Source organism: Clostridium sp. OF09-36, assembly GCF_003481985.1.
Classification (GTDB): domain Bacteria; phylum Bacillota; class Clostridia; order Lachnospirales; family Lachnospiraceae; genus Brotaphodocola.
In genome coordinates, this window is sequence record NZ_QUMD01000030.1 from 14,111 (window position 1) to 40,799 (window position 26,689).

The following is a 26,689-nucleotide window of genomic DNA, read 5'->3' on the forward strand; positions in this document are numbered from 1 at the left end:
AGATGAGCCATATCACCAAGGATATCAACAGGGTGACCGGAGCGGTCATCGGAATTTCAGGAAAGCTGATCCTGTATGCCATTGTGCTTCTTCTGCTGGCAGAGGGCATCACACGAGGTTATGCCTTTGGGCATTCCCTGTTTTATGAAAGTTCCGTGGAGCAGGCGCCGGGGCGGGATATTACCGTTACGGTCCCACAGGGACAGAAAGATGCTGACACCATCCATGAACTGAAAATAGACGGACTCATTGACAACGAGCTTGCCATGCGGGTCCAGATGAAGTTTTACGATTACGAGATTCATCCGGGAACCTATACGCTGAACACTTCCATGTCATCCAAAAAGATGCTTCAGATCCTGAATGAAAAGGTGGAAGAAGAGGAGGATACAGCGTCATGATGGACCAGGATAGGATCACACAGTATATTCATTCCCTGGACCGGGGACATGGTGCCTTCTGTGACCAGATCGCAAAGACGGCGAGAGCCGGGCGTGTGCCGGTCATCCGGAAAGAAACTGCGGTTTTTCTGCAGACCATGGTAGCATCAAAACAGCCAAAGCACATTCTGGAGGTTGGGACGGCAGTTGGTTATTCTGCCCTTTTGATGGCACAGGTTATGCCGGAAGGTACAGATATTATTACCATTGAAAAATATGAACCGCGCATTCCCGTGGCACGGGAGAATTTTGAAAAGGCAGGAATGTCTGACCGGATCACCCTTTTAGAGGGCGATGCAGGAGCTATTTTAAAAGAACTCGACGGGCCATTCGATTTTATCTTTATGGATGCGGCCAAGGGACAGTATATCCACTGGCTGCCGGATATTATCCGCCTGTTATCTCCGGGCGGTGTGTTGTTTTCCGACAATGTGCTGCAGGACGGCGATATCATAGAGTCCCGCTTCGCAGTCGAGCGCCGCAACCGCACGATCCATGCGCGTATGCGGGAATATCTGTATACACTGACACACATGCCGGAATTCCAGACCAGCGTGATCCCGATTGGGGATGGAGTTGCGTTAAGCGTGAAAATCAGTGGATAAATATTGTCTGAAAGACGAAAATTGTGGATAAGATGGCAACAGAAATCTTGCAGCTGCAAAGATTGACATGAAGGAATATGCACAGTAGTTGCAAAATTGTAGAAAAGAAACAAACTGACAGGGAAAAAATATGAGAGAAACAGAATTACTGATACCGGCAGGCAGCCTGGATGTCTTAAAAACAGCAGTCATCTACGGTGCGGATGCCGTATATCTGGCGGAGAGGCGTTCGGCCTCAGAGCCAAGGCAAAGAATTTTACCAATGAAGAAATCAAGGAAGGCATTGCGTTTGCACACGAGCGCGGGGTAAAGGTTTATATCACAGCCAATATCCTGGCGCACAACGACGATCTGGCGGGTGTGGAGCAGTACTTTGAGGAATTGAAGGAAATCCGTCCGGATGCCCTCATCATCTCCGATCCGGGCGTATTTGCGATCGCAAAGCGCGTACTTCCGGACATGGAGCTGCATGTCAGCACCCAGGCAAACAACACCAACTACGGAACCTACCTGTTCTGGCATCAGCTTGGCGCAAAGCGTGTGGTATCTGCCCGTGAGCTTTCCTTAAAGGAAATTAAAGAAATCCGTGCACACATTCCGGACGATATGGAGATCGAAAGCTTCATTCACGGAGCTATGTGTATTTCCTATTCCGGGCGGTGCCTGCTGAGCAATTTCCTGGTGGGAAGAGATGCAAACCAGGGTGCCTGCACGCATCCGTGCCGCTGGAAATATTCCGTTGTGGAAGAGACCAGACCGGGCGAGTATATGCCGGTTTACGAAAATGAGCGCGGCACTTACATCTTCAACTCCAAGGATCTGTGCATGATCGAGCATATTCCGGAGCTTATCGATGCCGGTATCGACAGCTTTAAGATCGAGGGCCGCATGAAGACTGCCCTGTATGTGGCAACCGTAGCACGCACCTACCGCAAGGCAATCGATGATTACAAGAAGGATCCGGCCCTGTACCAGAAAAACATGGAATGGTACAAGGAAGAGATTGGCAAATGCACTTACCGTGAATTTACCACCGGATTTTACTTCGGAAAGCCGACCACCGACAGCCAGATCTACGACAGCAACACTTACGTGAAAAACTACACCTATCTCGGTACCGTAGAGGAAGTCCGGGAGGATGGCTGCTGCCGCATTGAGCAGAAGAATAAGTTTACCGTAGGCGAGCAGATTGAGATCATGAAGCCGGACGGCCGCAATATCCTGGTGACCGTAAAATCCATTACGGACGAGGAGGGAAATGCCATGGAGAGCGCACCGCATCCAAAGCAGATCCTGTGGGTAGACCTTGGCTGTGAGGTCAGCCCTTACGACATTTTAAGAAGAAGTGAAGGAACTGTTCAGTAGATCTGCGCAGTTACGAAGTGAAATGGAATAACAAAGCATATGCTTTATAGTTAAAAGCTCTGGCGAAGGCCAGGGCTTTTTTCGTAGTGCACATTGCCAGAAAATTGCATCCTTAAATAAGCATTCGTAAATAAAATTGTATACATCTCGACTTTAACGCGTTGACGTGCTATACTAGATGACAGCTACTGAAAATGATTCGCAGTAACTGCGTATTACCATTGCATTTACATTTGCAGCAAAATCCGCTGCTGTCTGCGCATCGCGTGAACAGCAGCGATAAAAGAGGGAAAGGTTATTTGCTATGAAAATTATCGTATGTATGAAGCAGGTTCCGGCTACCTCCAAGGTTGACATTGACCCGGAGACCGGAAACCTTAAGAGGGGAAGCGCAGGTCAGCGCACCAATCCGTATGACCTTTATGCGCTGGAATGTGCACTGCAGATCCGGGAAAAAACAGGCGGAAGCGTTACGGTGCTGACCATGGGACCATCCCAGGCAGAGAGTATGATCCGCGATGCCTACAGCATGGGAGCCGATGAGGGCGTTATTTTGAGTGACCGCAAGTTTGCAGGCTCCGATGTGCTGGCTACCTCCTACACATTGTCACAGGGCATTGAAATGTTAGGTGGTGCAGACCTGATCCTCTGCGGACGCCAGACAACCGATGGCGATACCGCCCAGATCGGACCGGCCATTGCAGAGCATTTACATATTCCGCACTGTGCATGGGTTTCTGCCATCGAGGAGGCGGACGAAGAACAGATCACATTAAAGCAGGATTTTGGCAGTGTGACCCAGATCTCACGGATGCATTATCCGTGTCTGGTAACTGTGGATAAAGACATCTGCGTTCCGAGACTGCCATCCTGGCGCCTCACGAAAGAAACCATGGACCGTCCGGTACGCATTGTAACCTTCGATGATCTTCCAAGGCCGGATCTGACCCGGTTTGGTGCAGTGGGATCCCCGACCAGAGTGGAACGGATCTTTGCACCGGAGGCTGGCGCGCCCAGCGTGGAGCTGACCGGAACACCGGTAGAGAAAGCAGGCCAGCTGGCCAGCCTGCTTGCAGAGCGGAAATATATCTGATGCGCAGCCAGAAAAGCTGAGTGCGGATCAGATAAATAAAACCAAGAATGGAAAATCGGAGGAATTATACATGAAGTTATTGCGGTTTGATCCGGAGCTCTGCACCCTTTGCGGAGCCTGTATTGATAAATGTCCCTTTGAAGCCATTACCATGGAGAAAAAGGGAATTACGTTAAATGAAACTGCCGTATGTGCGGTGTCTGCGTGAGACAGTGCCAGAGCAAGGCACTCTATTTTGAACAGAAGGCCGGCGGTGAGGATAAGAGTACCTGGAACGGGATCCTGGTCTATGCGGAGCAGGAGCGTGGCAAGGTGCATCCGGTTGTATTTGAGCTGATCGGGGAAGCAAGAAAGCTGGCAAAAAAGGTTGGTTACAAGGTTTATGCGGTCATGGTCGGAGGCGCAGGGACTGCAGAAAATGCAAAAGAGCTTCTGCCTTATGGCGTGGATGAGGTTTTTGTGTATGAGCACGAGGGCTTTAACGGATTTAAGGCTGACTGCTATGCTGACGCAGTGGCTGACTGCATTTCCAAGCTGCGTCCGTCTGTTGTATTAGTCGGCGGAACCTCTCTGGGACGTTCCCTGGCACCGCGTCTGTCGACCCGTTTCCACACAGGACTGACTGCAGACTGCACGAAGCTGGAAATGAAGGCCAACACCGATCTGGTCCAGATCCGTCCTGCCTTTGGCGGAAACATCATGGCACAGATCGTCATCAGCGAGTCACGGCCGCAGTTTGCTACGGTCCGCTATAAGGTTATGGACCGTGCACAGAAGGTGGAGAAGTTTTCCGGAAAGATTACCATGTGTAACGTGACGGAGGATATGGTGCGTTCCCGCATCGAAGTGCTTTCTGCAAAGGTGCTGGAGCATGTCCGTTCCATCGAGGAGGAGGATGTGCTGGTTGTAGCAGGACGCGGCGCAGACAAGGCACTGGATGAGTTAAAGGAGCTGGCAGAGCTTTTAGGAGGCCAGTTATGCTTCACCCGTCCGATGATTGAGGATGGATACGGAGATACCGCACACCAGATCGGCCTGTCCGGACGTACCGTAAAGCCGAAGCTGATCCTGACCTTCGGTGTGTCCGGTGCGATCCAGTTTACCGCCTGCATGAACAGTGCAGAATGCATTGTTGCAGTCAACAATGACCCGGAAGCACCGATCTTTGACATTGCACATATTGCGATCAAGGATGATCTGTATACAGTGTTGCCGGAGCTGGTCAAGAATGTAAAAAACAGAAAGGATGGTGAGTGATATGCCATTTCCATATAAAAAAATGACTGAAGAGGATTTCGCTTACCTCCGCAGTGTGACTGCGCCGGAGCGTGTCTGGGTCGGTGACGAGATCGCAAGGGAATATTACCACGACGAAATGCCGGAGTACGGTGTGTTTCCGCCGGAGCTTTATGTAGAAGTGCTGGATAAGCAGGAAGTCAGCAAGATCATGAAATATGCCTGGGAGCAGAATATCCCGGTCGTTGTCCGCGGTGCAGGTACCGGACTGGCAGGCGGTGCAAGCTGTAAGTACGGCGGCATCCTGTTATCCGTTATGAAGATGAATAAGCTGGTCTGCCTGGATAAAGCCAACATGACCATCACGGTACAGCCTGGTATGCTGTTAACCGAGGTGGCAGCAGCCGCAGCAGCAGAGGGGCTCTTCTATCCGCCGGATCCGGGTGAAAAAACAGCGTCCATCGGCGGAAATGTCATTACCAACGCAGGTGGTATGCGTGCAGTACGCTATGGACTGACTCGTGATTTTGTCCGTTGTATCGAAGCAGTCCTGCCAGATGGTGAGATCGTCCAGTTCTCCTCTAACGTAGTAAAAAATACAACCGGTTACGATATCAAGGATCTGGTGATCGGTTCCGAGGGAACCCTGTGTATCCTCACAGAGGTGACCCTGAAGCTTTTGCCGGCACCGAAGCTGACCCGGACCCTTGTTATGCCGTTTGAAAGCTTGGAAAGCTGCATCGATATGGTACCGCGTCTTCTGCAGATGCCTGCAGTTCCGACAGCCATTGAATTTCTGGAGCGGGAGCTGATCGATATTGTGGAGCGCAACCTGCACAAGCTTCTTCCGGTGAAGGAGGGCGATGCTGTGCTGATCGTCATGTACGATGCCGGAAGTGAGCAGGAGTTGTTCGCTGCCTGCAACGCAGCATCCGATGCGGCACTGGAGGCCGGAGCGATCGATGTCTATATCGCGGATACACCAGAGCGTATCGCATCGGTATGGTCTGTGCGCGGCGCGATCCTGGAGGGCATGAAGGCAGAGAGCGTTGCCCAGGAGGAATGCGATGTGGTTGTTCCGCGTGCAAAGATTGCAGAGTATGTACGTCTTGCAAAGGCCATCGGTGCGAAATATGGCATCCGTGTAGAGCCGTGCGGACATGCCGGAGACGGAAACATCCACACGGAAATGCTGCGTGACGCCTCCATGAGCGATGAAGACTGGATCCGGGGAACCCGCGCCTGCCTGACCGAGCTTTATGGGGTATCCAAACAGTTTGGCGGCCAGTTATCCGGCGAGCACGGAATCGGAAATGGAAGACTGGAGTACTTAAAGCCGTTTGTTGGTGACCGGATGTACAAGCTGTACCAGTCCATCAAGCTGGCATTTGATGAAAAGCTGATCTTAAATCCTGGAAAGATCATTACATTTGACGAATAATTAAAAAAATTAGGATCATAGGCCTACAGAAGCTGCAGATGTTGTTTGTACCATGCGCAAACAGCAATGCTCCGGCTTTTGTGGGCCTATTGCTGTGTGTACAGACCGCAGGGGATGGTCCTTATCTGTGTGCGTGTCCAGAAGCCGCGCCAAGAAGCCGCGCCCCCGCTAATCCTGTGGACTTTTAGCGGGAAATCCTCTATAATACTTCCCATGAAACCCCAAATGCAAAGCATCGGCAAAATCCGTTGCTGCTTGCGCAGCGCATGAACAGTGGCCCAAAGGAGCCTGCCGTGTATGCATGCGTGAACCGCAACAAATGGGAAACTATTCGAATATGGACAGAAAGCAGGAATTATAATATGCAGAATCATACAGATCCAAAACAGACAGGTACACTTTACGGAATCGGTGTCGGCCCGGGTGACCCGGAGCTTTTAACGCTGAAGGCAGTCCGGGTGATGGAGCAGTGCGATGTGCTGGCAGTGCCGGGAAAGAATGTGGCAGACAGTGTGGCTTACCAGATCGCAGTCCGCGCAGTGCCGGGGCTTCAGGAAAAGTCCTGGTTTTCCATTGAAATGCCTATGACGCGGGATGCAAAGCTTCTGGAAGAGAGTCACGAGAGTGCAGCGGATGTGGTGGAAGCCTATTTAAAAGAAGGAAAACAGGTGGGAATCCTAAACCTGGGAGATGTAACCATCTACGCGACCTTTCTTTATGTGCAGAAGCGGATCGCAGCGCGGGGATACCACACGGAGATGGTGAATGGAATCCCATCCTTTTGTGCAACGGCAGCAACGCTTGGGCTTGGCATTGCAGAGGGAAAGGAGCAGATCCACATCTTGTCCCAGCCGGACCAGATCGAGGAGGGATTAAAGCTCCCTGGCACGAAGATCATCATGAAGATGGGAAAGAACATGGCACAGGTGAAGCAATGGATCCGGGATGCAGGCATGGAGGCTTGTATGATCGAAAACTGTGGTATGCCGGGAGAACGCATTTTCCGGTCTGTGGATGAGATCGATGAGCAGGCAGGGTATTATTCCCTGCTGATCGTAAAGGAAAAGAAACCGTGTGAGGTGGAGTAAGGATGGCTGGAATGAAAAAGCTTGTGTATGTAGTCGGCATGGGGCCGGGAAATTTTGACCAGATGACGTTTGAGGCGCGGAAGGCCTTAGAGCAGAGCAATGTGATCGTGGGCTATACGGTGTATGTAGATCTTCTTAGGGAACATTTCCCAGAAAAGCAGTTTCTCACAACACCGATGCGAAAAGAAGTAGAGCGCTGCCGCATGGCGTTTGAAGAAGCCAGAAAAGGGCAGTGCGTGGCCATGGTCTGCAGCGGCGATGCCGGAGTGTATGGCATGTCCGGTCTAATCCTGGAATTGCAGGAGGAATATCCGGAATGCCAGGTAGAAGTGATCAGTGGTGTGACAGCGGCCCTGGCAGGAGGTGCCGTACTTGGCGCTCCGCTGATGCATGATTTTGCCGTGATCAGCTTGAGTGATCTTTTAACTCCATGGGAAAAGATTGAGAAGCGCCTCCGTTGTGCGGCAGAAGCAGACTTTTCCATCTGCATTTATAATCCGTCCAGCAAGAAGCGGGCGGATTATTTAAAGCGTGCCTGTGAGATCATTCTGGAGCAGACAAAGGAAGAGCGGGTCTGCGGTATTGTGAGCAACATCGGCCGGGAAGGGCAGAGCGCCCGCGTGCTGCTCTTAAGTGAATTAAAAGATACGAAGGTGGATATGTTTACCACGGTGTTTATCGGAAATTCCCAGACGAGAAAGATTGGGGAGCGGATGGTGACACCAAGAGGGTACCGCATCTGACCATAAAGAGGATGCAAAACTGTTGCGGGTATGCATGCTCGGACAGCAATGAAAATCCATTGCCGGGTATGTACGCATGAAGTGCAACGTAGAAAGTGAGATGTAACATGGAACAATATCTGGAAAAGCAGCTTGGCTGCCTTTGCAAGAGCGTGCGTCCGGCAGATACCCACGCCGTGGAAGCAGCGAAGCACCACTGGAACGGGATTGCGAAGCCATTGTACGGACTTGGAAAATTTGAGGAGCTTCTGGTCAAGATCGCAGGAGTCCAGAAGACGGAAGATATCTGTCTGAATAAAAAAGCAGTCGTGGTATTTTGTGCCGACAATGGTGTGGTGGCAGAGGGGGTAACCCAGACAGACAGCAGTGTGACGGCGGTCGTGACCGAGAATTTTGCCAGGGGGATTGCCAGTGTCAACCGCATGGCATCGGTAGCCGGGGCCGATGTGATCCCGGTCGATATCGGTGTGCTTGGGGAAATCAAAGAGCCGGGAGTACGCAACTGCCGTATTGCGAACGGTACAAAGAATATGAGAAAAGAACCGGCCATGAGCCATGAACAGGTTTTGGAAGCAATCCATACCGGAATCACGCTTGCGTCAGAGCTTAAGGATGCAGGCTATGATCTTTTAGCAGTCGGGGAGATGGGAATTGGCAACACGACGACCAGCAGTGCCGTGGCCAGCGTGCTTTTGCAGGCTCCGGTAGAGCTTGTGACCGGACGGGTGCCGGACTTTCCAATACCGGACTGGAAAAGAAGATCGAGGTCATCAAAGAAGCGATTGCCCTGCATCAGCCGGACCCGGAAGACCCGCTGGCGGTTCTGGAAGCAGTAGGCGGCTTTGATATTGCCGGGATGTGTGGCCTGATGCTTGGAGGGGCTATTTACCGGATCCCGGTTGTGTTAGATGGGCTGATCTCCCTGGTGGCGGCGCTTCTGGCGCAGAAGCTTTGTCCACAGGTGACAGACTTTTTGCTTCCTTCCCATATGGGAAAGGAACCGGCCTGCGCCATGGCGATGGAAAAACTGGGATTAGAGGCCAGTATTTATGGAAATCTGGCGCTGGGCGAAGGGACCGGAGCGGTTATGCTGTTTCCGCTTTTGGATATGGCAGAAGCTGTGTACCGGGAAAACAGTACATTTGAGGAAATTCATGTGGGGGCGTACCAGGAATTTAAGGAGGAGTAAACTTATGATCTATTTTATCGGAGCCGGACCGGGTGACCCGGAATTGATCACTGTAAAGGGAAAACGCCTGATCGATGAGGCAGATATCATCATTTATGCGGGTTCCCTTGTGAATCCCCAGGTGCTTTCCGGAGCAAAGCCGGAGGCAGAGATTTACAACAGTGCGACCATGCATCTGCAGGAAGTGCTGGATGTGATGAAGCGCGGCGTGGAAGCAGGAAAAAAGGTGGTCCGTGTCCACACGGGTGACCCGTCCATTTATGGTGCACACCGGGAACAGATGGTAGAACTGGATAAGCTTGGAATCCCGTATGAAATCGTACCGGGTGTCAGTTCCTTTTTGGCGGCAGCGGCCAGCTTAAAGCGGGAGTACACGCTTCCGGGTGTGAGTCAGACCGTCATCCTGACCCGCATGGAAGGACGGACTGCAGTGCCGGAGCGGGAACAGATCGAGGCACTGGCAGCACATCAGACGACTATGGTTATTTTCTTAAGTGTCGGGGAGATCGTGGAACTGGGCAGACGGCTGCAGGTGGGCGGTTATCCGGCAGATACTCCGGCGGCTGTGGTGTATAAGGCTTCCTGGGAAGACCAGAAAATTGTGACAGGAACGCTTGCAGATATTGCGGATAAAGTAAAAGAAGCAGGCATCCGCAAGACAGCACTTGTCACGGTGGGGCGTTTCCTTGGAGATACATTTGAACTTTCCAAGCTTTACGACGCGCATTTTACAACGGAATTCCGTCAGGGGGTTTAGAAATGGCAAAGAAAATCATGATCCAGGGAACCATGTCCAATTCGGGAAAAAGCTTTCTGGCGGCGGCGTTGTGCCGGATTTTGAAACAGGACGGACTTTCCGTGGCTCCGTTTAAATCCCAGAACATGGCGTTGAATTCTTATATCACGAAAGACGGGCTGGAGATCGGACGGGCACAGGCGATGCAGGCTGAGGCAGCAGGCATTGCTCCTACGGTGGACATGAACCCGATCCTGTTAAAGCCGACCAGCCAGATGGGAAGCCAGGTGATCGTAAACGGGGAAGTGTTCGGCAATTTAAGAGCTATGGATTATTACCGGAGAAAAACCGAGTTTATCCCGGCTGTGAAGGAGGCATTTGAGCGTCTGGAAAGCCAGTACGATGCCATTGTCTTAGAAGGTGCGGGAAGTCCGGCGGAGATCAACCTGCGGGATAATGATATCGTGAATATGGGAATGGCAAAGATTGCCAATGCGCCGGTGCTTCTGGTCGGGGATATTGACCGGGGCGGCGTGTTTGCCTCGCTTTATGGAACGGTAAGTCTTCTGGAGCCGGAGGAGCGGGCGCGCATCAAAGGTCTGGTGATCAATAAATTCCGGGGCGATGTGAAGATTCTGGAGCCGGGACTTCGCATGATCGAGGAAAAACTTCACATTCCGGTCGTTGGTGTGATCCCGATGGAACAAATCGACCTGGATGACGAGGACAGTCTGTCGGACCGTCTGGTGCGGACTGAGGTGCAAGAGGGACTCGATGTGGCAGTGATCCATCTGCCGCACATCTCCAACTTTACGGATTTTAATGCGCTGGAGCATTACGAAGGCGTTTCCCTGCGGTATGTGGACCGGACGGCGCATCTGGGACATCCGGATCTGATCCTTTTGCCTGGAACCAAAAATACGATGGCAGATTTAAAATGGCTGCGGGAGAGCGGCCTGGAAGCCTTGATCCAGAGACTGGTGAAAGAGGAGCAGGTGCCGCTGATCGGAATCTGTGGCGGCTATCAGATGTTAGGGGAGCGGCTTTCTGACCCGGAGGGTGTGGAAGGCGAGCCGGGAAGCTCTATGCGCGGCATGGAACTTCTGGCTGCGGAAACCATTTTTGCAGCGAAAAAGACCAGGACACAGACCGAAGGAACGCTGCAGGAACTGCCGGGAATTTATGCGGCATGTGCGGGACAGACCGTGAAAGGGTATGAGATCCACATGGGGAAGACATTCCGGACAGAAATCGAAACCGGCACTGGAAACAGTGACATTTCTCATGAAAATGGGGAAATATCCCCGGCAGTCCGTCTTGCAGACGGCCGCATGGATGGATTCGTGCGGGCAGATGGCCTGGTGTTCGGAAGCTATCTGCACGGCATCTTCGACAATCTGGAGTTTACCGGAGCCATTTTAAACCAGCTTGCAGAAAAAAAAGGCATCAGCCTGACTGCAACGGCAAAAAGCATGGAAGAATATAAGGAAAGGCAGTACGATAAGCTGGCAGATCTGGTACGGAGGTCTCTGGATATGGAGGCGGTATACCGTATTATGGAGGAATATGAATCAGAAAGGACAACATTATGATAGAAGAAATGCAGTGGGTCCGTCCGGAGGAGATCGAGGCCCGCAGTATGGCGATCATCGAGTCAGAGATGCCAAAGGGCAGCTGGAGTGCAGGGGAGCTGGCTGTGGTCAAGCGCTGCATTCACACGGCAGCAGATTTTGATTACGCAGAGAATCTGTATTTTTCTCCTCATGCCGTGGAGCAGGCCGTGGCTATGATGAAGAGCGGCAACGGTTTTACCATTGTAACCGATACCAACATGGCACTGGCAGGTGTGAATAAGGCGGCATTAAAGCAGTTGAATGGAACGGTGCGCTGCTTTATGGCAGACCCGGATGTGGCGGCGGAGGCGAAGGAGCGCGGGGTGACCCGTGCCATCGTCAGCATGGAGCGCGCGGCAAAGCTTTCCGGTCCGGTCATCTTTGCAATCGGAAATGCGCCTACTGCGCTGATCCGTCTCTATGAGATGATGCAAAATGGTGAGATCCACCCGGATTTCATCATCGGGACTCCGGTTGGGTTTGTGAACGTCGTGGAATCGAAAGAACTGATCTGCCAGTCGGATGTTCCCTGCATCGTTGCGCGCGGCAGAAAAGGCGGCAGCAACATTGCGGCAGCTGTGTGCAATGCGCTGATGTATCAGGTTACCAGGGCTTAGAAATCAGTTAAAAGGCCTAAAAGGCGGACTACGGGACGTAATGCTTGCATTTTCCGACAAAAATATTTATAATGATTTAATAACTATGCTCAAAAAGGTGGCTTTTTCTATGGCAAAAGAACAGACGGAGAAGAAAATGGACATTGAGCTGGAAAATCCCGCAGATTTTACCAGCCCGGAAGAATTGTATGAGGACCTGATTCGCAGTATCCGGAAGTATCATCCTTCGGACGATATCTCCCTGATCGAAAAGGCGTACAAGGTAGCACATGAGGCTCATAAGGATCAGAAACGAAAGTCGGGTGAACCTTACATCATTCACCCTCTTTGTGTTGCCATTATCCTGGCAGACCTGGAGATGGATAAAGAGACGATCGCATCAGGTATCCTTCACGATGTTGTCGAGGATACGGTCATGACGTTAGACGAGCTCTCCAAGGAGTTTGGTCCGGAGGTAGCGCTTTTGGTAGATGGTGTTACCAAGCTGACCCAGCTGTCCTGGTCGAAGGATAAGGTCGAGATGCAGGCAGAGAACCTGCGAAAAATGTTTCTTGCCATGGCAAAAGATATCCGCGTGATCCTCATCAAGCTGGCAGACCGTCTGCACAACATGCGTACGCTGCAGTATATGAAGCCGGAAAAGCAAAAAGAAAAAGCCCGTGAGACCATGGAAATTTATGCGCCGATCGCCCATCGTCTTGGTATTTCCAAGATCAAGGTAGAGCTGGATGATCTTTCCTTAAAATATCTGCAGCCGGAGGTTTATTACGACCTGGCTGAGAAGATTTCCCTTGGAAAGGATGCGCGCGAGGAGTTTGTTAAGGGCATTGTAGATGAAGTTTCTGCCCACATGAAAGAGGCGGACATTGAGGCGAAGGTAGATGGCCGCGTCAAGCATTTCTTCAGCATTTACCGGAAAATGGTCAATCAGCACAAGACACTGGACCAGATCTACGACCTGTTTGCGGTCCGCATCATTGTCGAGACCGTGAAGGACTGTTATGCGGCACTTGGTGTCATCCATGAGCTGTACAAGCCGATCCCGGGACGGTTCAAGGATTATATCGCCATGCCGAAGCCGAACATGTATCAGTCCCTGCATACGACGCTGATCGGAAGCAATGGCCAGCCGTTTGAAATCCAGATCCGTACCTTTGAGATGCACCGTACTGCGGAATATGGTATCGCAGCACACTGGAAATACAAGGAGAGCGGCAGCGGCAAGATCGCGGCAGGCGACGAAGCTGCGAAGTTATCCTGGCTGCGCCAGATCCTGGAGTGGCAGAAGGATGCCAGCGACTCCAAAGAGTTCTTAAGCATGGTAAAAGGTGACCTGGACTTATTCTCTGAGAATGTTTACTGCTTTACCCCGTCTGGCGATGTCAAGACGCTTCCGAGCGGTTCCACGACCATTGACTTTGCTTACTCCATCCACAGTGCTGTCGGCAACAAGATGGTGGGGGCAAGGGTCAACGGAAAGCTGGTACCGATCGAGTATGTGGTCCAGAACGGTGACCGTATCGAAGTCATCACATCCCAGAATTCCAAGGGACCGAGCCGGGACTGGCTGTCCCTGGTCAAGAGCACCCAGGCAAAGAACAAGATCAACCAGTGGTTCAAGAGCGAGTTAAAGGAAGACAATATTGTACGTGGTAAAGAACTGATCGACCGATACTGCAAGACCAAGGGGATCAACTTTGGGGACTTAAACAAGCCGGAGTTCCAGGAAAAGGTGATGCAGCGTTATGCGTTCCGTGACTGGGATTCAGTTTTGGCTTCCATTGGACACGGCGGCTTGAAAGAAGGCCAGGTCATCAACAAGATGATCGAGGAACGTGCCAAGAAAACCCGCAAGGAAGTTACCGATACCAACATTTTAGATGGTCTTAGTGAGATGTCTGGTAACAAAGCCGAGGTCAGCAAGAAGTCCAAGGGCGGCATTATGGTCAAGGGGATCCACGATGTGGCAGTCCGTTTCTCACGGTGCTGCAGTCCGGTGCCGGGCGACGAGATCGTGGGCTATGTGACCCGCGGCCGCGGCGTTTCCATTCACCGTACTGACTGCGTAAACATCATCAACCTTCCGTCAGAGGAGCGTACCAGACTCATCGAAGCAGAGTGGCAGCAGCCGGAGGATGATACAGACAGCAAGGAGCGCTACACCACAGAGATCCAGATCTACGCAAATAACCGGATCGGTATGTTTGTCGATATTTCCAAGGTATTTACGGAGCGTCAGATCGACATCACTTCTATGAATGTGCGCACCAGCAAGCAAGGCAAGGCCACCATCATCATGACGTTTGATATTCATGGAATTGAAGAACTGAACCGCCTGACTGACAAGTTAAGACAGATCGAGGGCGTGATCGATATAGAGAGGACTGCGGGATAGTTGTTCCGCAGTTTTTCTTTTCATTTATCAAACGGGAAAAAGGAGCAAAACATGAGCAATTTTCGAATAAAAACCTACGTGCTGGGCGGCATCAGCACAAACTGCTATCTTGTATTTTGCGAGGGAGAAAAGGCGGCGGTGATCATCGATCCGGCCGACAATGCGGACTACCTGGTCAGCAAATGCCGGGAGTTTGGCGTGGAGCCGGAGGCTGTGCTTTTAACGCATGCACATTTCGACCATATGATGGCGGCAGATGATATCCGCAAGACATACGGCTGTAAGCTTTATGTGCATATGGACGATGAGAAGATGTTAAATGATCCGTTCCTGAATCTTTCCGGGACCATGGGAACCGAGCAGGTCAGCATCAGCGCAGATTATTTGCTGCGCGACGGCGACGTCCTGCATTTTTTGAACCGGGAGTGGAAGGTCATGGCAACACCGGGACATACCGCGGGTTCTGTCTGTTATTACATCCCGGAGGAAGAGGTGATCTTCAGCGGAGATACCTTATTTGCAGAGTCTTTAGGCCGGACCGATCTTCCGACTGGAAGTATGTCTGCAATCGTGCATTCTATCGCGGAAAAACTTCTTGTATTGCCGGATGAGATCATGGTTTATCCGGGCCACGGCGATGCCACGACGATTGCCCATGAAAAGCAGTACAATCCGGTGGCTGCGTATGTGAGAAAGGGAGGCAGACGGTAATGATCGGAATTTTGTTAAATGACAGTGCCTATGAGCAGGACATCCGGGAACTATTGATGGCATTTTACCCGGGGCAGACGTTCGCCCATGAGATGCAGGATGACCTGGACTTTTTCGTGGAAGGAACGGTAAATGAAGACCACACAGAGTTTAACCTTTGTCTGGGACATCTTGGAAGAAGTTCTTTTGCGGCGTTTTCCATGGAAGCGCTGGAGCCTGGCGTGCGTGCAGAGCTTCAGGCGGCAGCGGAAAGCAGCGTTTTAAAGGTTGATTACGAGAATCGTTTCGAGACGAAGAACAAGATCAAGCGAAGACTCTATGTACTGCTGATGCAGCAGACCGGAAAACTCCTTCCGTGGGGAACCTTAACCGGCATCCGTCCGACCAAGATCGCCATGACCAAATTTGCGGAGGGCGAGAGTGCGGAAAGCATCTTCCACCATATGAAGGACACTTACTTTACCAGCAACGAGAAGATCAACTTAAGCATTGAGATCGCCCAGAGAGAGCGCCAGCTGCTTTCCACAATCGACTATAAAGAGGGATACAGTCTGTATGTCGGCATTCCGTTCTGTCCGACCACCTGCCTGTACTGCTCCTTCACCTCTTATCCGATCGGAAAGTGGAAGGACCGCACTCATGAGTATCTGGACGCATTATTCAAAGAACTGGACTATGTGGCAGAGAAGAAAAAGGGCTGTACCCTGGATACCGTCTACTTTGGAGGCGGTACCCCGACTTCCCTATCCCCTGAGGATCTGGATCAGCTCATCACCAAATTGAAAGCAACCTTCGATTTCTCTACCGTCCAGGAGTTTACGGTGGAGGCAGGACGTCCGGACAGCATTACCCGGGAAAAACTGGAGGTCTTAAAGAAACACGGTGTTGACCGTATCTCCATCAACCCGCAGACCATGAAGCAGGACACTCTGCGGCTCATCGGACGCCGCCATACCGTAGAGGATGTGGTGGACCGTTTTCAGCTTGCGCGGGAAGTTGGCTTTGACAACATCAACATGGATCTGATCATCGGACTGCCGGAGGAAACGTTAGAGGACGTGCAGGCGACCATGGAAGCGTGAAGGCGCTGGCACCGGACAGCGTGACCGTGCACTCTTTAGCAATCAAGCGTGCAGCACGCTTAAATACCATGAAAGAAGTCTATAAGGACTTAAAGATCGAGAATACTCAGGAGATGATCGACTTAACAGCCCGCTATGCAAGAGAAATGGGACTGGAACCGTATTATCTGTACCGCCAGAAAAATATGGCTGGAAACTTTGAGAATGTCGGCTATGCGGCGCCGGGAAAAGCCTGCATTTACAATGTGCTCATCATGGAGGAGCAGCAGACGATCATCGGCTGCGGGGCAGGAACTACGACCAAGCGTCTTTTCCCGGAGGAAAACCGCATCGAGCGCTGTGAGAATGTCAAAGACGTGGAGCAGTACATCAGCCGTGTGGATGAGATGATCGAGCGGAAAGAGAAACTATTTGCGCAGTAAGGGAACCGCAGCGTAACTCTGCTGCCGGGTGCGTACGTGCAAATAGAAATAAAACTTTTGCCGGACATCTCGTAACTTACATACTTGCGATTGCATTTTGTGTTTTAGAATAGTATAATCTTTAGGAATATGTGATTTTTCAGATACACAGAGAGATTTACAAAGATAGAAAACGGAGAAAGAATATGGCATTGAAAAAGAAGCCGGTTACCGGCATGCGTGATATCCTGCCGGCAGAGATGCAGGTGCGGGAATATGTGATGAACCAGATCCGTGAAACCTACCGCAGTTTCGGATTTACCCAGGTGGAGACTCCGTGTGTGGAGCATATCGAGAACCTGACCAGTAAGCAGGGCGGTGACAACGAGAAGCTGATCTTCAAGATCTTAAAGCGCGGCGAGAAGCTGAACCTTGAGACTGCTGAAACAGAGAATGATTTAACAGACAGCGGACTCCGCTACGACCTGACCCTGCCGCTGTCCCGTTATTATTCCAACAACGGCGCACAGCTGCCGAGCCCGTTCAAAGCTCTGCAGATGGGCAGTGTATGGCGTGCAGACCGTCCGCAGCGCGGCCGTTTCCGCCAGTTCACCCAGTGTGATATCGATATTTTAGGCGATGCAACCAATATGGCTGAGATCGAGCTGATCCTGGCTACGACCACAGCACTTGGCAAGATCTGTCCGAAAAACGCATTTACCGTGCGCATCAATGACCGCGGTATCTTAAAGGGTATGGCACTTTACTGCGGTTTCCCGGAGGATGGACTGGATCAGGTCTTCATCACCCTGGATAAGATGGACAAGATCGGTCTGGACGGCGTAAAGACAGAGCTTTTGGAACTTGGCTATGCACAGGAGAGCGTAGAAAAGTACGCAGATCTGTTAGCAAATCTGGGTGAGGATGCAGCAGCGGTCCGCGGTCTGGGTGAAACCTTAGCCGGTGTGTTAGATGCAAAGACTGCAGAAAACCTGGCTAACATTATGGATACCGTGACCGAGGTTGCGGAAACTGATTTCAAGCTGGCCTTTGACCCGACTCTGGTGCGCGGTATGTCTTACTATACCGGAACCATTTTTGAGGTTTCCATGGAAGGCTTCGGCGGTTCCGTTGCAGGCGGCGGAAGATACGACAAGATGATTGGCAAGTTCACCGGCCAGGATACCCCGGCCTGCGGCTTCTCCATCGGATTCGAACGTATCGTTACCATTCTTATGGAGCAGGGCGGCGAAATCGAGAACGCAGCTCCGAAGAAAGCATACCTCATCGAAAAGGGTATGGACCAGTCCCGCTTCGGCCAGATCATGAAACAGGCTATGGACGAGCGTAAAGCCGGTGTCCAGGTGCTTGTTTCCATGATGAACAAGAATAAGAAGTTCCAGAAGGAGCAGCTGAACAAGGAAGGCTACACAGAGTTTGTAGAGTTCTATAAGGAAGCACTGAAATAAAGAAAAACTTTGAAATAAGAAATCAGCTTTAAAATAATAAGGCTTAAATGAGAACCATTATAAATTCAGAAGAACCACGGAGTGATCCGTGCTGAAATAAGGAGACAAAACCATGGCAGAATCAATGCTGGGACTGAAACGGTCCCATCGGTGTACGGAAGTCACCACAGCAAACATCGGTCAGGACGTGACCGTAATGGGCTGGGTGCAGAAAAGCAGAAACAAGGGCGGAATCATCTTCGTAGATTTACGTGACCGCTCCGGTATCCTGCAGATCATCTTTGAGGAGAGCGACTGCGGCGCAGAGAGCTTCGCAAAGGCAGAAAAGTTAAGAAGTGAATATGTCATTGCAGTAACCGGCCGTGTTGAGGCACGTTCCGGCGCAGTCAATGAGAACCTGGCGACCGGCGCGATCGAGGTACGTGCCAACAGCCTGCGCATCTTATCTGAGTCCGAGACCCCGCCATTCCCGATCGAGGAGAACTCCAAGACCAAAGAGGAACTGCGCTTAAAATACCGTTTCCTGGATTTAAGAAGACCGGATATGCAGCGCAACCTGCTTCTCAGAAGTAAGATCGCTATCCTTACCAGACAGTTCCTGGCAGAGGAAGGATTTTTAGAGATCGAAACCCCAACCCTCATCAAGAGTACTCCAGAGGGAGCAAGAGACTACCTGGTACCGAGCCGTGTGCATCCGGGTTCCTTCTATGCACTTCCGCAGTCCCCGCAGCTCTTTAAGCAGCTCTTAATGTGCTCCGGCTACGACCGTTACTTCCAGCTGGCACGCTGCTACCGCGATGAGGACCTGCGTGCAGACCGTCAGCCGGAGTTCACCCAGATCGATATGGAGCTTTCCTTCGTAGACGTAGACGATGTGATTGATGTCAACGAGCGTCTCTTACACAAGCTGTTCAAGGAAATCTTAAACGTAGAGATTCCGCAGCCGATTCCGCGTATGACCTGGCAGGAGGCTATGGACCGTTTCGGTTCTGATAAGCCGGACCTGCGTTTTGGTATGGAGTTAAAGAACGTATCCGACGTAGTCAAAGACTGCGAGTTTGTCGTATTCAAGGGCGCACTCGAAAACGGCGGTACCGTCCGTGGTATCAACGCAGAGGGACAGGGCCATATGCCGCGTAAGAAGATCGACGCACTGGTTGAGTTCGCAAAGGGCTACGGCGCAAAGGGTCTTGCTTACATCGCAATCCAGGAGGACGGCAGCTACAAGTCTTCCTTCGCAAAATTCATGACCGAGGACCAGATGGCAGCCTCATTTCCGCTATGGATGGCAAGCCGGGTGACCTGCTGTTATTCGCAGCAGATAAGAACAAAGTTGTATGGGATGTTCTTGGCAACCTGCGTCTGGAGATCGCACGCCAGCTTGACCTCTTGAAGAAAGACGACTACAAGTTCCTGTGGGTAACTGAGTTCCCGTTACTGGAGTACTCCGAGGAGCAGGGACGTTTCGTGGCAATGCATCACCCATTCACCATGCCGATGGACGAAGACTGGCACCTGATCGATACCGATCCGGCGCAGTACGCGCAAAAGCATACGATATCGTATTAAACGGTACCGAGATCGGTGGTGGTTCCGTTCGTATCCACCAGAGCGACATCCAGTCCAAGATGTTCGAGGTACTGGGCTTCACACCGGAGAAGGCACAGGAGCAGTTCGGCTCCTGCTTGAAGCATTCAAGTACGGAGTACCGCCGCACGCTGGTCTGGCATACGGCCTTGACCGTGTGGTTATGCTGATGGGCGGCTGCGACAGCATCCGTGAGGTCATTGCATTCCCGAAGGTAAAGGATGCCTCCTGCCTGATGACCGAGGCACCGACCCCGGTAGATCCGAAGCAGCTTGAGGAGCTTGGCATCGAGGTGTGCGAAGAAGCTGGGAAGACAGAAGAATAAAAACGCAATAAATTTGATTAGGAAAAGGGCTCTGGAATGCTGCCATATGGCGGCATTCCGGAGCCCTTTTACACAGTTCGGGTTGTATCTGTGAAATCTCTGTGAAAACGTGGAAAACCAGAAAAATATCTGCTAAAATGGGGAAAAAGAAGGAAAACTGCAGGCTGCAGGGTACAGTCAGCAGCAGAAATTCTGTGTGAATCAGCATTTACAGAGAGGAGACGATACATAATGGATTCCTTAAAAATATTAGTAGTAGACGATGAAGCCAGAATGCGCAAGCTGGTCAAAGACTTCCTGACGATCAAGGGCTTTTCCGTGATCGAGGCGGAGGACGGCGAGCAGGCGGTCGATATTTTTTTTAAACAGAAAGATATTTCACTGATCATTCTGGATGTGATGATGCCGAAAATGGACGGCTGGGAAGTTTTGAAGACGGTGCGCCAGTATTCCCAGGTGCCAGTCATCATGCTGACAGCCCGGGGTGAGGAGCGCGATGAACTCCAGGGCTTTAAGCTTGGAGTGGATGAGTATATTTCCAAACCGTTCAGCCCGAAGATTCTGGTCGCGAGAGTGGAGGCGATTCTGCGCCGGTCCAACGTAGCGGTGAGCGAGACCATGGAAGTGGGCGGTATCCGCATTGACAAGGCGGCGCACCTGGTCGAGATTGACGGAAAACCGGTTGACTTAAGTTACAAAGAGTTTGAACTTTTGACTTACTTTATGGAAAACCAGGGCATTGCGCTGTCCAGGGAGAAGATTTTGAACAATGTCTGGAATTATGATTATTTCGGGGATGCCCGCACGATCGATACCCACGTTAAAAAACTGCGCAGCAAGATGGGTGAGAAGGGCAATTATATCAAGACCATCTGGGGTATGGGGTATAAATTCGAGGTAGACTGATGAAGCATAAAAAAGTTTTTCAATTTCATTCGATCCGCCACCGGATCATGCTGATCTTTGTAGGGCTTATGGCGGCGATGCTCTTTGCCATCTGGGGGGTCAATTCCTGGTGGCTGGAGCGCTATTATGTGGATCAGAAACTGAAGGTGATGGAAGAGGCTTATACCGATATTGATACAGTCATCCAGGAAAAGGTCGGGGAAAATGAAAATATCGGAGATGTCCTGAAATCAGAGTTGGAGCAGGAGTGGGAAATCTGGAAGCAGACGGCAAAAGGCGAGGAAGATTCCGATAATGCCGATGCTTCAGGTGAAACATCCGGCACAGACACACTGGAAGAATCTTCCAATCAGGCTGACGAGGTTCCGGCAGAAGATCTTCCGACCGACCTGCCGCAGGAGCAGGGAACGCTTCTTGGGACGATCCGCAGCTACAGTGAGCAGAACAATATTGCCATGACCCTGATCGACAGTGATACGGGAAAAGCCTGATCACCTCCGGGCGTGACAGTGACTTCCTGACCCAGAAGCTGCAGCGCTATGTACTGGGTAAGGGCCAGAAGCACATGCAGGTGTTAAAACAGCACGACAATTATGTGGTTGAGAAGAACATGGATTTCCGTTCCAGCGGAACCTATATGGAAAGCTGGGGCTATTTTTCCGACAACCGGACCATGTTCATCATGTCCATGCCGCTTGCAAGCATCCGGGAGAGCGTGGAGTTGTCCAACCGGTTTACTACCTGGGTCGGTCTGATCGCGCTGGTATTTGGAAGTGCCCTGATGTGCTTTGTGACCAACCGTATCACCAAGCCGATCTTGAAATTATCTTCTCTGTCCGAGGAGATGTCAAAGCTGAATTTTGATGTTGCTTATGAGGACGACGCAGAGGATGAGGTCGGTATTCTGGGGCGCAGCATGAACTCGCTGTCCCACAGCTTGAAAGATGCCATTGGTGCGCTGCAGGCTGCGAACAAACAGCTGCAGCACGATATTGATGAAAAAATCCAGATCGATGAGATGCGAAAGGAATTCATCGCGAATGTTTCCCATGAATTAAAGACGCCGATCGCGCTGATCCAGGGCTATGCAGAAGGTCTTTGCGACGGCATGTGTGAGGATGTGGAAAGCCGCAATTACTACTGCGAGGTCATCATGGATGAAGCCAACAAGATGAATAAGATGGTGCGTCAGCTACTGACCTTGACGGCTTTGGAGTTTGGAAACGATACCCCGAGTATCGAAGCCTTTGATATTTCAGAACTGGTTCATGACCTGATCAATTCCTCCAGCATCCTAATCCAGCAGAATAAGGCAAAGGTAACCGTGGACATGCCGGAGATTCTTATGGTCATGGGTGATGAATTCAAGATCGAGGAAGTTGTGACGAACTATCTGACGAATGCAATGAACCATCTTGGCGGGGAACATCAGATCCGCATCTGGAGTGATGTAACCGATAAAGTGGCGAAGATTCATGTATACAATAATGGCAATCCGATCCCGGAGGAAGACCTGCCGAACCTGTGGACGAAATTCTACAAGGTGGACAAGGCCCGCACCCGCGCTTACGGCGGAAGCGGCATCGGACTTTCAATCGTCAAGGCGATCATGGAAGCCCATCACCAGCAGTATGGCGTGGCAAACCGGGAAGACGGCGTGGAGTTCTGGTTTACGCTGGCGCTTGCGCCAGAAATTCCGGAAGATCAGGAACCGGCAGAAAATCCATAATGGCGAAGCTTCAGAAAAGTCCCAAAACTGACAGCCCTAGAAGAAAACTGGCAGAAACACAGGACGACATTTTCGGCGAAAAAGAACAAAAGGAAATAGAGAGACGGGAGGCTGAGAACCGTCAGAACGCAGCTTGTTAAATGGACCGCTGAGGGCGCAGTCAAAAGCCGTAAGGCTAGTATTCTGCGACGTGAGGGCATACGTTAGTTGCCGGGAATATGTTGGTATTTCGAAAAGTGCGCGAGAATTCTATAGATTTTATCTTTATCCATGGAAGGTTTCGCGAAGCAAGGTGGTACCGCGGGTGATCTGGTAAATTAAATTTCCAATCCCGTCCTTGACAGATTTCAATTCACAGGAAGTCTGTTCAGGACGGGATTTTTTGTTTCAAGTCCTTCTGACAGACGCAATCATGTATTCCTGAAATCGTCTTTCCCTGTTTCTGTGGGAGAGCGTGGAGAAATCCAAACGCTGGGACCGTTACACTTTTCTTGGATTCGATCCGGTGCTGGAACTGACTTGCCGGGATGGACTTCTGAAAATCACAAGCGGAACGACCATTGAGCAGCAGGTGGAGCATCCGGGAGAAGCCATCCGGAAGATCCTCGCGGAAAACAAAAGTCCGAAGCTTCCGGGAATGCCGACCTTCACCGGCGGTCTGGTCGGATATTTCGCTTATGACTACATCAAATATGCGGAACCGAAGCTGAAGCTGGAAAAAGGCGACGCGGATTCCTTTCAGGATGTAGACCTGATGCTGTTTGACAAGGTCATTGCATTTGATAATTTCCGCCAGAAGATTATTCTGATCGTGAATATGAAGACCGGTGCACTGGAACAGGAGTATTACAAGGCGCAGCTGGAGCTGGAAAAACTGGTGAACTTGATCCGGAACGGAAAGCCGGCACCGGAGCAGCCGTTAAAACTGAAAACTGATTTCAAACCGGCTTTTTCCAAAGAAGCCTACTGCGAGATGGTGGAAAAGGGAAAACGTTACATCCGGGAGGGAGATATCTTCCAGGTAGTGCTTTCCAATCAGCTGGAAGCGGAGATGGAGGGCAGCCTGTTGGATGCCAGAGGAGGGCATGAAAGCATGATCGTACTGATTGATAATTATGACAGTTTTTCGTATAACCTGTACCAGCTGATCGGAAGCATCCGTCCGGATATCCCGGTGATCCGTGCGGTGTCCATGAAGCAGGATCATGAATTAAAACGCTGGGATGCAAGCGAAGCGGATTATCTTTTGCTGGATGCCGGAAGCGGCGGAACCGGACACACCTTTGACCATACCCTGATCAAGCAGGTAGGAGCAATTCAAAAACCCTGGTTTTTAGCCGGCGGTATGCGGGCGGAAAATGTGCGGGAAGCAATTCAGAAGTTTCATCCGTTTGGGGTAGACTGCAGCAGCGGAGTGGAAACAGAAGGATTGAAAGACCCGGTGAAAATCCGGCGGATCATAGAAAATGTGCGAAATCCGTTTCCATGAAACGTGAATTGTGATAAAATCAAAAGTATCTGAGCGAATCAGATGCTTTTATTGTTCCATAGGAAATTGTGCTCTATGTATCCTGAAAGGCTGGAAACAGATCCTGCGGGTTTACATTGCGTATGAAAGAGTTATCCGCAAGTCTGCATGCTTATTTTGGGAAGAATTAGCATAACACAGACAAGGAAATTCTGAATTTATATTAGGAGGAGAAGGTATGGAAATCAGAAATGACCAGGACTGGAAACAGGATATTCCAGCATTTCGGGCAAAGACAGCTGCGTTTTATGCGGGAGAGCTTAGCAAGGATGCTTACAAAGGATTTTCAGGTCTGTACGGAAGCTATGCCCAGAAAGGTGGAAAGGCCAGTATGCTGCGTCTGCGCATGACAGGGGGCTGTGTGACAAAGGAAAAACTGAAGTTTGTTGCAGATACGATCCGGAAATACCAGCTGCACAAGGCACATTTTACTACCTGCCAGACCATTCAGCTGCATGATCTGGATGGGGCAATCGTTGCCGATATTATGGAACAGGCTCTGGATGTTGGAATCGTCACCATGGGAGGAGGCGGAGACTTTCCGCGTAATGTGACCTGCAGTCCGCTTTCCGGTGTCGACAAGGAAGAATATTTTAACGTATTGCCATGGGCAAAGGCAGCAGGCGAATACCTGATGGGGTTCATCCGTGCGGAAAAAATGCCGCGTAAGCTGAAGGTGGCTTTTTCCAGTTCTCCGAAGAATCTTTCGCATGCAACTTACCGGGATCTCGGGTTTGCGGCCCGCCCGGATGGATGCTTTGATGTTTACAGCGCGGGAGGACTTGGAAACAATCCACGTTTTGGTGTATTGATCGCAGAGGCAGTAAAACCGGAAGATATCTGCTATTACATCAAGGCAATGTGGCTGACCTTCCGCGCCTATGGAAATTATGAAAACCGTGGTAAAGCCAGAAGCCGCTATATGCAGGAAAGTCTCGGCGGTGCAGAAAATTACAGAAAAGCATTTCTGGAAAAGCTGGATGAGGTCTATGCGTCTGGCGAGGATCTGAAGCTTCAGGTTCAGAAAATGGAAGTGAATAAGACCGGAGATGGCAGCACGGTTTCTGATAGTCGTGCTTTGGAACAGAAACAGGAAGGCCTTTATACTGTGCTGTGGCATCCGATCGGAGGACAGCCGGATCTTTCTGTACTGTGTGCGCTCAGCGATGCGCTTCAGAAAATGGATGAAGCAGAAATGCGCCTTGCACCGGATGAGACTGCGTATATCATCAATCTGACTGGCGAAGAAGCTAAAAAAGTTCTGGCGATCACAGCGGGTAATACTGCCAAGACCGAGTTTGAGGCATCCGTAAGCTGCATCGGTGCATCGGTATGCCAGGTCGGCGTGCGGGATTCCCAGGCACTTTTGCAGGCGTGCGTAAAAGCTGTGCGGGAAGCAGACCTTCCGGCAGATGCACTTCCGAAAATCCATATTTCCGGATGTCCGTCCTCCTGTGGTACACACCAGACCGGTGTCCTTGGATTCCGCGGAGCTGCAAAGAAGGTAAATGACAAAACGGAATCTGCGTTTCTTCTATACTTAAATGGCTGTGAGAAACAGGGAAAAGAAAAAATGGGAGAAGAATTGGGAACCATTTTAGAAAGCCAGATCCCAGAGTTCTTGGCAGCACTTGGAAAGACGGTTGCAGAGGCCTCACTCAGCTTTACCCAATGGAATCTTGAAAATCCGGATGGAGTAAGAACGGTAGCGGCTCCATTTATAGAACTGCAGTAGGTCAGAAGTTCCATACATATGGGAAAAACATTATTGCTCACAGGTAGGGATTTTCTGAACTGAAAATCCCGTATGATACAGTTCTGGTAGCAGATTTTGCCGATTTGGGATGCGAAGCATCGGCAAAATCCCGTTGCTGTTCACGCATGCGTGAACAGCAACGAAAAACACGTTTTCCATGATTTCCGCGAAAAAATGAAAAAAGTTGAAAAATACTGTTGACATTTGTCGTGACATTTGATATTATAATCCTCGCCCCGTGAGAACGGGGCAAGGAAATGAAAAACTTCCAAAAATAAATGAAAAAAGTTGTTGACAAAGCGAAAACAATGTGATAATATATAACACGTTGCTGCTGAGAACAACAGCAAATGAACCTTGAAAATGAAAGATTGAACAGTGTTTAAAACCCTGAAAATTCTAATAAAAAAGAGTCCTGGTTGGACATCTTTGAATGAGAAAATTCAGAACAAAAACAAACCAAACAACAGTAGAACGGTTTAAACAATTAGCTAGTGGTTAATTTTTGAACCGGGAAACAAACTTTTTATTTGAGAGTTTGATCCTGGCTCAGGATGAACGCTGGCGGCGTGCTTAACACATGCAAGTCGAGCGAAGCACTTATGAAAGATTCTTCGGATGATTTCATTTGTGA

Annotated in this window: 19 protein-coding genes, 1 rRNA gene and 4 pseudogenes; all 24 read left to right on the plus strand. The window is 50.6% G+C overall.

Annotated features, from left to right (window positions below):
- Positions 1-2 precede the first annotated feature (2 nt).
- Positions 3-401, plus strand: coding sequence for an endolytic transglycosylase MltG (locus DXA97_RS16590; protein ID WP_118721159.1), 399 nt, complete (start codon positions 3-5; stop codon positions 399-401).
- Positions 398-1,045, plus strand: a complete 648-nt coding sequence (locus DXA97_RS16595) for an O-methyltransferase (RefSeq protein WP_118721160.1) — start codon at positions 398-400, stop codon at positions 1,043-1,045. The genes DXA97_RS16590 and DXA97_RS16595 overlap by 4 nt, the downstream gene beginning before the upstream one ends.
- Before the next feature lie 130 nt (positions 1,046-1,175).
- Positions 1,176-2,410, plus strand: a pseudogene (locus tag DXA97_RS16600) (U32 family peptidase).
- Between the two features lie 304 nt (positions 2,411-2,714).
- Complete coding sequence (locus DXA97_RS16605) at positions 2,715-3,503, plus strand: electron transfer flavoprotein subunit beta/FixA family protein (protein ID WP_118721161.1); 789 nt, start codon at positions 2,715-2,717, stop codon at positions 3,501-3,503.
- 70 nt (positions 3,504-3,573) lie between these two features.
- A complete protein-coding gene (locus tag DXA97_RS21180) occupies positions 3,574-3,711 on the plus strand; it encodes a 4Fe-4S binding protein (protein ID WP_243107717.1) in 138 nt (45 codons plus the stop codon).
- Positions 3,708-4,760, plus strand: a complete 1,053-nt coding sequence (locus DXA97_RS16610) for an electron transfer flavoprotein subunit alpha/FixB family protein (protein ID WP_243107718.1) — start codon at positions 3,708-3,710, stop codon at positions 4,758-4,760. The genes DXA97_RS21180 and DXA97_RS16610 overlap by 4 nt, the downstream gene beginning before the upstream one ends.
- A gap of 1 nt (position 4,761) precedes the next feature.
- Positions 4,762-6,180 (plus strand): FAD-binding oxidoreductase, encoded by a 1,419-nt coding sequence (locus DXA97_RS16615; protein WP_118721162.1) that lies wholly within the window; start codon positions 4,762-4,764, stop codon positions 6,178-6,180.
- A gap of 362 nt (positions 6,181-6,542) precedes the next feature.
- Complete coding sequence (gene cobI, locus DXA97_RS16620; RefSeq protein ID WP_118721163.1) at positions 6,543-7,268, plus strand: precorrin-2 C(20)-methyltransferase; 726 nt, start codon at positions 6,543-6,545, stop codon at positions 7,266-7,268.
- Positions 7,269-7,279: 11 nt separating this feature from the next.
- Positions 7,280-8,011, plus strand: coding sequence for a precorrin-3B C(17)-methyltransferase (gene cobJ, locus DXA97_RS16625; RefSeq protein WP_118721171.1), 732 nt, complete (start codon positions 7,280-7,282; stop codon positions 8,009-8,011).
- Between the two features lie 107 nt (positions 8,012-8,118).
- Positions 8,119-9,200 (plus strand): annotated as a pseudogene (cobT, locus tag DXA97_RS16630) (nicotinate-nucleotide--dimethylbenzimidazole phosphoribosyltransferase).
- 4 nt (positions 9,201-9,204) lie between these two features.
- Entirely contained in the window at positions 9,205-9,957 is a 753-nt protein-coding gene (gene cobM / locus DXA97_RS16635) for a precorrin-4 C(11)-methyltransferase (protein WP_118721164.1), read from the plus strand.
- 2 nt (positions 9,958-9,959) lie between these two features.
- Positions 9,960-11,528, plus strand: a complete 1,569-nt coding sequence (locus DXA97_RS16640) for a cobyric acid synthase (RefSeq protein WP_118721165.1) — start codon at positions 9,960-9,962, stop codon at positions 11,526-11,528.
- A complete protein-coding gene (locus DXA97_RS16645) occupies positions 11,525-12,166 on the plus strand; it encodes a precorrin-8X methylmutase (protein ID WP_118721166.1) in 642 nt (213 codons plus the stop codon). The genes DXA97_RS16640 and DXA97_RS16645 overlap by 4 nt, the downstream gene beginning before the upstream one ends.
- 109 nt (positions 12,167-12,275) lie before the next feature.
- Entirely contained in the window at positions 12,276-14,561 is a 2,286-nt protein-coding gene (locus DXA97_RS16650; RefSeq protein WP_118721172.1) for a bifunctional (p)ppGpp synthetase/guanosine-3',5'-bis(diphosphate) 3'-pyrophosphohydrolase, read from the plus strand.
- Between the two features lie 51 nt (positions 14,562-14,612).
- Positions 14,613-15,272: an MBL fold metallo-hydrolase gene (locus DXA97_RS16655; RefSeq protein WP_118721167.1), complete on the plus strand. Its 660-nt coding sequence runs from the start codon at positions 14,613-14,615 to the stop codon at positions 15,270-15,272.
- Positions 15,272-16,776 (plus strand): annotated as a pseudogene (gene hemZ, locus DXA97_RS16660) (coproporphyrinogen dehydrogenase HemZ). Before DXA97_RS16655 ends, hemZ begins: the two are co-directional and overlap by 1 nt.
- 185 nt (positions 16,777-16,961) lie before the next feature.
- The gene (gene hisS / locus DXA97_RS16665) at positions 16,962-18,224 is read left to right on the plus strand and encodes a histidine--tRNA ligase (protein WP_118543563.1); all 1,263 of its coding nucleotides are present in this window, start codon (positions 16,962-16,964) and stop codon (positions 18,222-18,224) included.
- A 112-nt stretch (positions 18,225-18,336) separates the two neighbouring features.
- Positions 18,337-20,136: pseudogene (gene aspS, locus DXA97_RS16670) on the plus strand (aspartate--tRNA ligase).
- 231 nt (positions 20,137-20,367) lie between these two features.
- A complete protein-coding gene (locus tag DXA97_RS16675) occupies positions 20,368-21,042 on the plus strand; it encodes a response regulator transcription factor (RefSeq protein ID WP_118543561.1) in 675 nt (224 codons plus the stop codon).
- Complete coding sequence (locus tag DXA97_RS22450) at positions 21,042-21,533, plus strand: hypothetical protein (RefSeq protein WP_347561677.1); 492 nt, start codon at positions 21,042-21,044, stop codon at positions 21,531-21,533. Before DXA97_RS16675 ends, DXA97_RS22450 begins: the two co-directional genes overlap by 1 nt.
- An 80-nt stretch (positions 21,534-21,613) precedes the next feature.
- Positions 21,614-22,771: a HAMP domain-containing sensor histidine kinase gene (locus DXA97_RS16680; protein WP_347561678.1), complete on the plus strand. Its 1,158-nt coding sequence runs from the start codon at positions 21,614-21,616 to the stop codon at positions 22,769-22,771.
- A 442-nt stretch (positions 22,772-23,213) separates the two neighbouring features.
- Positions 23,214-24,260, plus strand: a complete 1,047-nt coding sequence (locus tag DXA97_RS21185) for a chorismate-binding protein (RefSeq protein WP_279221189.1) — start codon at positions 23,214-23,216, stop codon at positions 24,258-24,260.
- Between the two features lie 217 nt (positions 24,261-24,477).
- A complete protein-coding gene (locus DXA97_RS16695) occupies positions 24,478-26,034 on the plus strand; it encodes a nitrite/sulfite reductase (protein WP_118721168.1) in 1,557 nt (518 codons plus the stop codon).
- Positions 26,035-26,581: 547 nt separating this feature from the next.
- Positions 26,582-26,689 (plus strand): 16S ribosomal RNA (locus DXA97_RS16700); the annotation flags it as partial.